Source organism: Pigmentiphaga sp. YJ18 (assembly GCF_038066655.1).
GTDB lineage: Bacteria > Pseudomonadota > Gammaproteobacteria > Burkholderiales > Burkholderiaceae_B > Pigmentiphaga.
The window spans coordinates 2,706,669-2,718,996 of sequence record NZ_JBBUKU010000001.1; the positions used below are offsets into that span (position 1 = coordinate 2,706,669).

8 protein-coding genes are annotated in these 12,328 nt (G+C 70.7%); 1 reads left to right on the forward strand and 7 read right to left on the reverse strand.

All coding sequences use genetic code 11. From position 1 onward, the window contains the following. Positions 1–71: 71 nt before the first annotated feature. Positions 72–6,347 carry an autotransporter outer membrane beta-barrel domain-containing protein gene (locus WKR98_RS12970; protein ID WP_341433480.1) on the forward strand — a complete coding sequence of 2,092 codons (6,276 nt, stop codon included), beginning with the start codon at positions 72–74 and terminating at the stop codon, positions 6,345–6,347. On the opposite strand, the gene WKR98_RS12975 is transcribed toward WKR98_RS12970, so the two are convergent. The 7 genes from WKR98_RS12975 to WKR98_RS13005 all read right to left on the reverse strand — a co-directional run bounded on the left by WKR98_RS12975 (position 6,344) and on the right by WKR98_RS13005 (position 12,289). Next, positions 6,344–7,117: an SDR family NAD(P)-dependent oxidoreductase gene (locus WKR98_RS12975; protein ID WP_341433481.1), complete on the reverse strand. Its 774-nt coding sequence runs from the start codon at positions 7,115–7,117 to the stop codon at positions 6,344–6,346. The two genes, WKR98_RS12970 and WKR98_RS12975, sit on opposite strands and share 4 nt — an antisense overlap. 9 nt (positions 7,118–7,126) lie before the next feature. Next, positions 7,127–8,095 carry a Bug family tripartite tricarboxylate transporter substrate binding protein gene (locus WKR98_RS12980; RefSeq protein ID WP_124688469.1) on the reverse strand — a complete coding sequence of 323 codons (969 nt, stop codon included), beginning with the start codon at positions 8,093–8,095 and terminating at the stop codon, positions 7,127–7,129. Between the two features lie 25 nt (positions 8,096–8,120). After that, positions 8,121–8,597, reverse strand: a complete 477-nt coding sequence (locus tag WKR98_RS12985) for a RidA family protein (protein ID WP_124688470.1) — start codon at positions 8,595–8,597, stop codon at positions 8,121–8,123. A gap of 16 nt (positions 8,598–8,613) precedes the next feature. Then, positions 8,614–9,606, reverse strand: coding sequence for a Bug family tripartite tricarboxylate transporter substrate binding protein (locus WKR98_RS12990; protein ID WP_341433485.1), 993 nt, complete (start codon positions 9,604–9,606; stop codon positions 8,614–8,616). Positions 9,607–9,631: 25 nt separating this feature from the next. Continuing rightward, positions 9,632–10,516 carry a polysaccharide deacetylase family protein gene (locus tag WKR98_RS12995; RefSeq protein WP_341433487.1) on the reverse strand — a complete coding sequence of 295 codons (885 nt, stop codon included), beginning with the start codon at positions 10,514–10,516 and terminating at the stop codon, positions 9,632–9,634. 40 nt (positions 10,517–10,556) lie between these two features. Further along, a complete protein-coding gene (locus tag WKR98_RS13000; RefSeq protein WP_124688473.1) occupies positions 10,557–10,943 on the reverse strand; it encodes a RidA family protein in 387 nt (128 codons plus the stop codon). A gap of 83 nt (positions 10,944–11,026) precedes the next feature. Continuing rightward, positions 11,027–12,289, reverse strand: coding sequence for an alpha-hydroxy acid oxidase (locus WKR98_RS13005; RefSeq protein ID WP_124688474.1), 1,263 nt, complete (start codon positions 12,287–12,289; stop codon positions 11,027–11,029). Between the last annotated feature and the right edge of the window lie 39 nt (positions 12,290–12,328).

Sequence of the window (12,328 nt, forward strand, 5' to 3'; positions counted from 1 at the left end):
GATCGTTCGCGTACGACAAACGCACGGTTTCGGTCGTTTGCCGAGTTCTCTCGCATGGGATCTTTACGCATATGACGACGTCTCCGTATTTCCCGATCCCGGCCGCCGCTGGCGGCTGCACCCGGCCGTCGTTCCGGCCGAACCTCGTGGCGGCGGCCGTGCTTGCCGCTCTGTCGTCGCTGGCCGGGACCGCGCAGGCCCAGGTCGTTCGCGACTACCGGGGTACCGATGGTACTTGCTGCTATAGCCATAACGGCTCGGACGGCAGCAACGGCACCGATTTCGTCGGCGCTTCCGACTCGTCGCTGAACGTCTCGATCGGCGCCGGCACCGCGGTCTTCGTGGACGTGAGCGGCGGCCATGGCGGCAACGGCGAAGGATCCACCGATCCGGACGATCCGAACTACAACCACTGGGGCGGCAACGGCGGGGACGGCGCGACGCTGGGTTATGACCTGCTGTACAGCACCCTGAGCAGCGGCGGAGTCGGGCTGCGCGCCGCCTCGCATGGCGGCGATGGCGGCAGGTGGGCGATCCAGAGCGGGGGGCGGCGCTACGGCGATGCCGGAGACGGCCACGACGCGGACGTCGTGGTCTCGGGCACGGGAATCACCGCCGGGGTCTACGGCATATGGGTCGATTCCGTGGGCGGCGTGGGGCGGGAACCCTCGATCCGGGACGTCCTGCCGTCTGGCGATTCCGGACGCGGGGGCAATGCGGGCGCGGCCAGCGTGAGCCTGAGCTACGGATCGTCCGTGACGGTGTCCGGCAGCACGGGGCAGTCGGAGACCGCCGGCATCCTGGTCCAGTCCGTGGGGGGCGAGGGCGGGGACGGCTTTCACGGCGGCGTCGGCGGCGGGCACAGCACGGCGGGGCAGGGCGGCGACACCGGCGATGTCAGCGTCAGCATCGACGACAGCAGTTCCGTCACCACCAACGGCACGGGAACGGCGGGCGTGATCGCGCGTACCCAGGGCGGCCAGGGCGGAGGCGCGGAAGGCGGCGAGGAGGGCGAACCCGCGCAGGACGTGCGCGCCAATCGCGGCGGAAACGCCGGGCACGTCACCGTCTCGAACGCGGGCGCCATCACGACGCGCGGCAGGTCGTCCGCGGCCATCCTGGCCGGCAGCCAGGGCGGTCGGGGCGGCGATGGCGGGGCCGGATCCTGGTCTTATGGGCACGATGGTGGCGACGGCGGCTCGGCCAGCGGCGTCTCCATCACCAATTCGGGCCGGATCGCCACCTACGGCGATTACTCCAACGGCATCCAGGTCCGGGTCGCCGGCGGCGACGGCGGCAAGGGCGGAGAGGGCGGCCTGTCGGGCCACAGCGGCAGCGGCGGTGCCGGCGGCGGCGTGGGCGCGCTGGCCTATGACATCACCAACAGCGGTTCGATCGAGATCGCCGGCGCGGGCGCCGGAGACGACAGCGGGACCACGGGCACGGGATCCTTCGGCATCGTCGCCCAGGCCTCGGGCGGCCAGGGCGGCGACGGCGCCGAGGCGGCGGGGTGGTTCGTCGTGGGCGGCAACGGCGGCGGGGGAGGCAATGGCGGCGCCGGCCGCGTGACCAACACCGGCAGCATTTCCACCACGCGCGACCAGAGCGGCGCCGTGATCATGCAGAGCGCCGGCGGTGGCAGCGGCGTGGGCGGCGATGCCGACAGCGCGGGCCTGATCGTGTCGATGGCGGTGGGCGGCCGCGGGGGCGTCGCGGGCGACGGCGGCGATCTGTCGCTGATGTCGTCCGGCCGGATTTCCACGCAGGGCGCCGGCTCCACCGGCGTGCTGCTGCAAAGCATAGGCGGGGGCGGCGGGCACGGCGGATCGGCCCAGGCGGCCTCGGTGGGCGTGCTGGTCGGGGTCGCGCTTGCCACCGGCGGCGACGGCGGCGCGGGCGGCGCGGGCGGGCATGTCTCCATCGAACTCGATCCGGTCGGCTCGGTCACGACCGCCGGCGCCGTCAGCAGCGCGGTGGTCGGCCGGTCGGTCGGGGGTGGAGGCGGCAACGGCGCTTTCGCGGAATCCGTTCAGGCGACCATCGCGCCGGAACTGGGACCGGACATTCCATCGGGTACGGGCAGCATCCAGGTCACGGTGGGCGGCCGCGGCGGCTCGGCGGGCAATGCCGGAGAGGTCGACGTCTCCAATGCCGGCACCGTGGCCACCTTGGGACACGAGAGTCATGGCATCTTCGCGCAGAGCAGTGGCGGCGGGGGCGGCAACGGCGGCGTGGCGGCCGCGCCGCTGCGGCCGACGACGATAGGCGCGTCCAGCTTCACCATCAGCTATGGCGTCACGACCGGCGGCGAAGGCGGCAGCGGGGGGCATGGCGGGATGATCTCGGTGCGCAACCAGAGCGGCGGCGCGATCACCACTGCCGGCGACCATGCCGTGGCCGTGCTGGCACAGAGCGTGGGCGGCGGAGGCGGCAACGGCGGCCTCGTCCAGCAGGAGACCGAGCGTTCGTTCGAACCCGTGGTCAGCTCGCCCACGGCATTCCTGGAGACGCTGACCAAGGTTTCCGAGTGGCTGGAGGAGGCGCCGAACTCGATCTCGTTCGGAGGGCTGAGCTACGCGATCGACGCCCGGGTCGGCGGCAACGGCGGGAGCGGCGGCAACGGCGGCGACGTCACGGTCGCCAACGACGGCGCCATCGCGACGCAGGGCCTGGCGTCGGCGGGCATCCTCGCGCAAAGCATCGCCGGCAGCGGCGGGCGGTCCGGGGCCATCGGCTCGGCGGGGGCGTCCAGCCTGCTGTCCGCGATAGATTCCCTGCTGAAGGCCGCGAATGAAGGCGTCAGCAACGTGGTCTCGCTGGCGCCTTCGATAGGCACCAACCTGTCGGTGGGCGGGAATGCCGGCGACGGCGGGCAGGGGGGCACGGTGCGGGTGACCAACACCGGCACGGTCTCGACCGCCGGCAAGGCCGCGCCCGCCATCCTGGCGCAGAGCGTGGGCGGCGGCGGGGGCGTGGGTACGGTATCCGAGCAGGATCTGGCCGAGCTGGTGAAGGAGCACGGCGCGGACCAGGCCGCCGAGATCCTGGAGAAGATCAACAAGATCGCCGAACTGCTCGCGTCCAAGGGCCTGTCCCTGACCCGCAACATCAACGTGACCGTGGGCGGCGGCGGAGGGGGCGGCGGCAATGGCGGCCTGGCCACCGTCGATGCCAGCGCGGCGGGCAGCGTCGTGACGACGATGGGCGATCATGCGCCGGGCATCGTGGCGCAAAGCGTGGGGGGAGGCGGCGGCAAGGCCGAGGTGTCGAGCTTCCTGGTCGGGGCCGGCGGGCTGGCCACGCCGGCCGGGCACACGGACGCGCCGCTGACGATCACGATGGGAGGCAGCCGGATCCTGTCGGGCTTCGTGTCGGAGTCGGCGGTGATGAGCGGCGGCGGCGCCTCGGTCACGACCGGACAGGTCCGCACCCAGGGCGACGATGCGCCGGCGGTGATCGCGCAGAGCGTGAGCGGCGGCGGTGGACTGGCCTCGATCAGCATCGACGGCCTGGACGCGGCGGGGCTGGGGGCCGGCCACGCGGCACAGGCGCCGGTCATTTCGCTGGGTGGGAAGATCAGCGTGGTGGACGGATTCTCGATCCCTCCCATCGATGCCGGCGACGCGACGGTCACCACGACCGGCGGCAACATCGTCACGTCCGGCGCGTTGTCCCACGGCTTGATGGCCCAGAGCATAGGCGGCGGGGGCGGCGCGGCGACGCTGGCCAGCAGCGCGGCGGCGGCGCCGCTGCTGGCGCCGGCGCAGGTGACGCTGGGGATGGATGTGTCGAACCAGGAGGCCATGCGGACCGACGGCGGACATGTTTCCGTGACCACCGGCAAATATGACGAAGGATCGAGCACGATCGCTCATACGATGGTCCAGACCTCGGGCGACCTGGCCTTCGGCGTGCTGGCGCAAAGCGTGGGTGCGGGCGGCGGATACGTGGCCCTGCTCAATGGCGGGCAGGCGCAGGCCCCGGCCAGCGTCGCGCTGGGGGCGCTGGGCGGCGCGACGGGCGACGGCGGCCAGGTCGATGCGCACGTGGTGGCCAACAGTTCCGTCAACACCCGGGGCAGGAATGCCGTGGGCGTGCTGGCGCAAAGCGTGGGCGGCGGAGGCGGCATCGCCGGCCTGTCTACGGCCGCGGGCAGGACGACGCTGGCCGCGCCGGCGTCGCAGGGCTCGGGCGCGGGCGGCGCGGTCAACGTGAACGTCGAAGGCTCGGTGCTGACCGAGGGCGCCGGCGCCATCGGTGTGCTGGCCCAGAGCGTGGGCGGCGGCGGAGGCCTGGCCGGGGACCTGTCCTCGGTCAGCTACGACGACGGCCTGGTCAAGACCGTCGACGTGACGGGGGGGAGCGGCAACGGCGGCGCGGTCGACGTGCAGGTGGGCGTCATGGTCGCCACGCAGGGCCGGAATGCGCCCGCCATCGCCGCGCTCAGCCTGGGCGGCGGCGCCGTCTTCTCGGAGGCCGGCATTCAGGTTCGCGGCAGCGGCGGCGGAACGGGCAGCGCGGGCGGGACGATCAACATCGGACTGGGAACGGGGTCCCTGGTCACCGCGCAGGGCGGCGGCGCGCCGGCCATCCTGGCGGTAAGCGCCGGCAGCGCGGCGCAGAACAGCGGCGGCCCCGTCACGATAGGCGTGGGGGCGTCGTCGGCCGTGTACGCGGACATCGCCAGCGGTACAGCCATCCGCACGGTTACCGACAACGCCACCTCGGTCGCCAACCAGGGCCTGATCGCCGGCGCGACCGCGATCGAGGCCTCCGGCCGGGTGGCCGTGGACAACTATGGCCTGTTCATCGGCAACGTCACGAGCGGCGACGCGGCCCACAGCTCCTTCGTCAATCACCCGGACGCGGTGCTGGCCAGCGGCCAGCGGCTGGATGCCTCCCTGGTCAACCAGGGCGTGTTCAATCCGGGCGGACCGGTCGACCAGCATGGCGCGTACCAGACGACGTTCATGCAGGGTTTCACGCAAGGCTCGGGAGGGGTCTTCCAGGCCGACGTCGATTTCAGCGCGGGCGGACTGGCCGACGTGATCGGCGTGAGCGGGCCGGCGCAACTGGGCGGCAGCCTGCTCGTGCTGGGCCACAACCTGGCAGGCGGCCAGCCCATGCTGATCGCCCAGTTCGACGTCACGCCGACGGGCTCGTTCAATCTTGCCGGGCAATCGCCGGTGGTCAACTACGACGTGTCGCTGACCGGCGACGGCCAGCTATGGGTCACGCCCAAGGCGAACTTCCGTCCGCAAAGCCTGGGCCTGACCGCCAACCAGGCCAGCATCGCCGGCTACCTGCAGACCCTGTGGGACCGGGGCGACCGTAGCCTGACGACGCTGTTCGATCCCTTCGCGCGGCTGGAAGGCACGGATGCCTACGTGAAGGCGCTGGGCGCGGTGGCCTCCGACGCGGCGCTGAGCCGCGCGAGCAATCGCACCTACGAGCTGCACTCGGCGCTGGACCGGATGATGAGCTGCCCCTACTTCAGCGATCAAGGCATCCAGCTGGCCGAGGGCGAATGCGCGTGGGCGCGCGTGATAGGCGGCCGCTTCGACCGTTCGGCGTCCGCCGACGGCGCGGGCTACGACAACCGTCAGACCACGGTGCAGTTCGGCGTGCAGCGCCAGTTGGCGCCGGACTGGTTCCTGGGGGCCTCGGCCAGCTACAGCCGCACCAACACCTATTCCGCGGACAACACCGTGCGCATCGCCAGCGACAGCTTCCACGCCGGCCTGACGCTGAAGCGGCAGATGGGGGCCTGGCAGTTCGCGGGCGCGCTGATGGGCGGCTACGAGGAATCGGACCAGGCGCGCAACATCGTGTTGCCCGGCATGGCGGCGCGGGCGACCAGCAAGCCCGACTCCTACCAGCTGGCGGCGCGCGCCCGGGCCGCCTATCAGTTCTCGTTCGGCGACTGGTACGCCAAGCCCTATGCGGACCTGGACCTCATCTACGATCGCACGCCGGGCTACAGGGAGTCGGGCGCGGGGCCCTTCGATCTGGTCCACGACGCCAGCGACCGGTGGAGCGCGGTGCTGACGCCCAGCATCGAGTTCGGCGGCAAGGTCAGTATGGGCAAGGCGGTCGCGCGCCCCTATCTCGCGCTGGGCGTGGGGCTGGTGGCGGGGCGCAAGGTCTCGACCGACGTCCGGCTGGCGGTGGCGCCGCAGGATGCGTTCACGTTGTCGACCCGTGTGCCGGGGGTATTCGGCAGCGCGACGGCCGGCATCGAGGTGATGTCGGCCGATGCGTGGTCGCTGCGGGCGGAGTACGGGATCCAGGCGGGCGAGCACCTGGTGGCGCAGACGGCCAGCTTGAGGCTGGGTGTGCGGTTCTAAAGTAACGTCTGCCCGCCGTCGATCACGATGGTCGAGCCGGTCACGAACGCCGAGGCATCGGAGGCCAGCCAGACCACGATCTCCTTCAATTCCTCGGGACGCCCGATCCGGCCCAGCGGCACGTTCCTGACGAAGGCGGCGTGCTTGGCCGGATCGCTCATCTCCGCTTCGGTCAGCGGCGTCAGGAAGCGTCCCGGCGCCAGGGTGTTGACGCGGATGCCTTGCGGCGCCCACTCCATGGCCAGCGCGCGCGAGAAGTTGATCATGGCCGCCTTGGCCGCGCTGTAGGGGGAATTGTTGGGCCGGCCGCGCAGCCCGGCGGCCGAGGCGATGTTGATGATGGAGCCGCGGCCCTGCGCGTGCATGGCCCGTCCCGCCGCGCGGCAGACGTAGAAGGTCGAGTCCAGGTTGGCGCCGATCAGGCGCTTCCATTCGTCGTCGGCAAGCTCCAGCACGGGCTTGCGCTGGCTGCCCCCGGCCGAATGCACCAGGATGTCCAGCGTGCCGAATTCATCGAGCACGGCCGAGACGGCGCGATCGACCTGGGCGGAGTCGGTCGCGTCGGCGGCCAGAGGCAGCGCGCGGGCGCCGGTCGCGCGGATTTCCTCGCAGGCGGCTTCGACGTCGCGCGCCGTGCGCGCCAGCAGCGCCACGTTGGCGCCGGCCTGCGCCAGCCCCATCGCGATGGCCCGGCCCAGGCCCTTGCCGGCGCCCGTGACCAGCGCGGTGCGGCCATCCAGCCCCATGGTGTTCCACAGCGAAGCGTTCATGGGCGGGTCCTAGTTGAAGACGATGTGGGCCTGCTTGATGACGTCCGTCCAGCGCGCCAGGTCGCGTTTCAGGAAGTCCGCGGCCTGTTCGGGCGTGCCTCCGACGATCTCGGCGCCGAGATCCTTCAGGCGCTGGCGGATGTCGGGTTGCTGCAGCCCGGCGTTGACCGCCTCGTTCAGCTTGTCGACGATCTTGCGCGGGGTGCCGGCGGGCGCGAACATCATGTACCAGGCGCCGATCTCGTAGCCTTTCAGTCCCGCCTCGTCCACGGTGGGAACCTGGGGCAGCAGCGCCGAGCGAGCGCGGGACGTGACCGCGAGGGCACGCAACTGGCCGCCGTTGATCAGGGGCAGCAGCGCGGGCATGTTCTCGAAGGCGAGCTGCACGCGGCCGCCCACCAGGTCGACCAGCGCCGGCGCCGTGCCCTTGTACGGCACGTGCGTCATGTCCACGTGGCCCATCAGCTTGAACAGTTCGCCGCCCAGGTGCGACGACGAGCCGTTGCCGACGGACGAGAACGCCAGCTTGCCCGGATTGGCCTTGGCGTAGGCCAGCAGCTCGGGCACGGACTTGACCGGCAGCGACGGATTGACCACGAGCACGTTGGGGACGATGGCCACGAAGGCAATGGGCACCAGGTCCTTGATGGGGTCGTAGCGCAGGTCGGGGAACATGCTGGGCGCCGTGGAGTAAGAAGGCATGCTGCCCAGCGTGATCGTGTAGCCGTCCGGAGGGGACTGGGCGACGTGCGCGGTGCCTATCGTGCCCGACGCGCCGGGGCGGTTCTCGATCACCACCGGCTGGCCGAAGCGCTGCGAGATGACCTGGCCCAGCGCGCGGGCCAGGATGTCGTTGGCGCCGCCGGGCGTCCACGCGCTGATCAGGCGGATGGGCTTGGCCGGGTAGTCCTGGGCGGCGGCGCAGGCCGCGGCCGCCATGAGGCCGGCGGCGGCCGCGATGCGTAGGGGGGATTTCATGAGGGAGTCCTGTCGCGTGGGGCGGTTACGCCGGCGTGATTTCGAAGGTGCACAAGGTCTCGACCGGCGCGGTGTAGATCAGGTCCGGCACGCTCAGGCTGGCGCGGGCCATGGCGGCGCGTTCCGGGCCGAAGACTTCGACGAACAGGTCGGAGGCGCCGTTGGACACATAGGGCGCGCGCTCGAAGCCGGGCGCGCCGTTCACGTAGACCACCAGTTGCACGACCCGCACGATGCGATCGAGATCCTTGAGCACCGCCTTGGCCTGGGCCAGGTGGTTGATCGCGCACAGCCGGGCCGACTGGTAGGCTTCTTCCACCGTGACCTTGTCGCCGACCTTGCCCAGGTAGGGGAAGTCGCCGTTGGTATGGCCCAGGGTGCCCTGGCAGAAGAACAGGCCGCCGGCGGCCACGCCGGGGACCAGGGCCGGGTTGGCCTTGATGACCGGGGCGTCGGGCAGGGTGATACCCAGTTCCTTCAGGCGGGTTTCGATCGCGGACATGGTCGTTGCTTCCTTGTCATTCGAGAGAGATGTTGGCGGCCTTGATGGCGTCGCGCCAATAGGTGAATTCGGACCGCCAGAACCGGTCGAGTTCGGCGGTGTTCATGGGCGCGGGAACGGCGCCCAGCTCCTTGAGCTTGGCCACCGTTTCCGGGTCCCGGGCGGCGGCCAGCACGGCCGACTCCAGGCGGGCGAGCACGGCGGGCGGGACGCCCGCGCGGGTGAAGATGGAGATCCAGCTCGAGTTCTTGAACGCCGGCAGGCCGGATTCGGCGATGGTCGGCACGTCGGGCAGCACGGCGATGCGCTCTTCCGTGGTCACGCCCAGGGCCGTGACCTGTCCCGCCTTGATCAGGCTGATCGGACCGGTCACGTTGTCGAATACGGCGTCGATGTTGCCGGCCAGCAGGTCCTGGATGGCGGGCGCGGCGCCCTTGTAGGGCACGTGCGTCATCTGGATGCCGGCCATCTTGGCCAGCAGTTCGCCCGACAGGTGCTGCACGCCGCCGGCGCCGCCCGTGCCGAAGGTCACCTTGCCGGGGTTGGCCTTGGCCCAGGCGATGAACTCCCGCAGGTTGTGAGCGGGAACGTTCTTGTTCAGGATGATCACGTTGGGCAGCTTGCCCACCATGGCGACCGGCTGCAGGTCCTTGATGGGGTCGTATTGCAGGTTCTTCTGCGTCAGCGGATTGATGACCGCCGTGGTCACGATGTTCACCAGCACCGTGTAGCCGTCGGGTTCGGCGCGCGCCACCTCGGTGGTGCCGATGGCGCCCGAGGCGCCGGGGCGGTTGATGACGACCACGGGCTTGCCGAGTTCGACGGACATCTTCTGCGCGATCATCCGGCCCACGACGTCGGTCGAGCCGCCGGGCGCGAAGCCGATGACCAGCTTCAGCGGCCGGTCGGGAAAGAGGGCCTGCGCCAGAGCGGGCGTGCCGGCGCTGGCCAGCGTCGACAGCGTGGCGGCCAGCAGGACGCGCCGGGTGCAGGAGTGGCGGGTGCTCATGGAAACCTCCGGGGTGGGAAGGGGATCAGCGCCGGATGGCGGCGCGCACGTGGGCGATGGCTTCCTGGCGCGTGCCTATCCAGATGTCGTCGGCGGCCTTGGCCTTCTCGATCAACTGCTCGAACACGTGGATGCCCGTGATGCGGCCGAACACGTGGGCGTGGATGGACGGGTCGATGCGCACGGCGCCTTTTTCCCGGGTGCGCACGTAGTCCAGCCAGTCGTCGAACATCTCGACCATCATCCGCGGCGAGTTGCCGTAGCGGATGTACATGGGCGTGTCGTTCAACTCCATGCCGCCGGGGAACGCGGCGATCTCGCGGTCGCCGAACCGGACCAGGTAGGGCAGGTCGTCGTTCATGGTGTCGCCATGCCATTCGTAGCCCGCCTCGGCCAGCATGCGCGCGGTGCGCGGGCTGGGCGTGGCGCGCGGGCTGATCCAGCCCTGCGGCCGGCGGCCGGTGGCTTTTTCGAACAGCGCCGTGGTGCGCGCCAGGTTGGCGCGTTCCTGTTCCTCGTCCAGGTAGGCGGGGATCACGTCCATGCCGTACGAATGGGCGACGATTTCATGTCCGGCATCGGCGATGCGGCGTACCACTTCGGGATAGCGCTCGGCCAGCACGCCGCAGATGATCATCGTGCTGCGGATGCCGTGCTGTTCCAGGATGTCCAGGATGCGGTGGATGCCGCGCCGCATGCCGTATTCCACCCACCCCAGCGCGTTCAGGTCCGGCACGCCGGGCTTGAGCGGATTGCCCATCGGCCCCAGCGATGGCCAGGCGCCGTCCGACCACCCTTCGCAGGCGACGCGGAAGAACACGGCGATGCGCTTGCCGCCGGGCCAGAGGAAATCGGGAGGCAGGAGGTATTCCTGGCCTCCGGCATGGACGTCTAGGATGGGTGCGGGCATGGGGTGGTCCTTGCGATGGGAAGGGAGGCGGGGAAGAGGATCAGACTTCCGCCACGCATTCGATCTCGAGCAGGAAGTCCTTGCGGGGCAGGCGGGCCTCGACGGTGGTGCGGGCGGGCCACTGCATGGGGTCGTTGCCGAAGAACTCGCGATAGACCTCGTTCATCTCGTCGAAGTCGGCCCGGCGGTCCAGGAAGATATTGACCTTGACCACCTTCTCCAGGCTGGAACCGGCTTCTTCCAGAATGTTCTTCAGGTTGGTCAGGCATTGCCGCATCTGGGCCGGAAAGTCGCCCTTGGCCAATTGCATTTCGCCGAAGTAGGCGGGGCAGCCCGACACGAAGACGAGGTTGCCGGTGCGCACGGCATGGGCGTGGGGCGCCTTGGTGCGGGTGACGTTGGGGCTGTAGATGACGGTCTTGGCCATGGCGGAAAATCTCCGTGTTCGATGGTTCAGGGGTTGAGGAGTCGGCGGGCGCGGGCCCGCCGCGAAAAGTTGGTTCTTGTCCTTCAGGCGGCGCGGCTGCCTGCACCGATGGGCGCGAGGAAGCCGGCGTCCAGTTCGTCCAGCGTGTTGACGCCCAGCATGGCCATGCCGCGGTCCACTTCGTCGCCCAGCAGCCGGACGGCATGGCGCACGCCCGCATCACCGGCCACCGCCATCGCGTAATTGAAGGGCCGGCCCACGAACACGCAGCGGGCGCCCAGCGCCAGCGCCTTGAGCACGTCGGTGCCGCGGCGCACGCCGCCGTCCATCATGACCGCCAGGCCGCCCGCCGCCTCGACGATGGCGGGCAGGACGCGCAGCGGCGACACCGCGCCGTCCAGTTGCCGGCCGCCGTGGTTGGACACGATGACGCCGTCCACGCCCTGTTCGCGGGCGCGCGAGGCATCGACGGGGTGCAGGATGCCCTTGAGTACCAGGTGCCCTTGCCAGCGCCGGCGGATGCGGGCCACGTGTTCCCAGTTCAGGTGGTCGCGCGCGGTGAAGTCGCGCATGACGCGGGCGGACAGGATGGGGGCGCCGCGGGTGGCGAACGAGTTCTCGAAGTGCGGCATGCCGTGCCGGGCAAGCGTGCGCAGGAAGGTGCCGCACAGCCAGCGCGGATGGCTCACGCCGTCCCAGGCCAGCCGCAGGCTGGGACGCAGCGGCGTGGAGAAACCCGTGCGCAGGTTGTTCTCCCGATTGGCCATGACCGGGATGTCCACGGTCAGCACCAGGGTGCGGTAGCCGGCCTGCGCCACGCGGTCGATCAGCGGATCGATGCGCGTGGTGTCGCCGGGCAGGTAGGCCTGGAACCACGTGCCCGGCGCATGCCGGGCAACGTCTTCGAGCGGGATCAGCGAGCTGCCGCTCATGATCGACGGCATGTCCGCCTCGGCGGCGCCAGCGGCCAGCACGATGTCGCCCCGGTAGGCCGACAGCGCGTTGATGCCCATGGGGGCGATGCCGAAGGGACGCGCATAGCGCGTGCCGAACAGCGTGATGGATTGGCTACGCCGGGACACGTCGACCAGGGTACGGGGAACGAATCCGTATTCGGCGAAGGCCGAGGCGTTGTCGCGCAGCGAGCTGTTGCGCTCGGCGGCGCCGGCGACGTAGCCGAAGATGGGGCGGGGCAGGCGCCGCCGGGCCAGTTCCTCGAAGTCGTCCAGGCACAGGGCCTCGCGCAGGATGCGCGGCTCGTCCAGTCCGGCCGGCCGCGAGGACGGCTGGGCCGGCGTGGCGCCCAGGGGCAGGGACGTAGGCGTGGGGTCGGCGTTGGCGCTCATCGGGATCGCGGCGTACGGAAGTTCCAGTCGACGCCACTC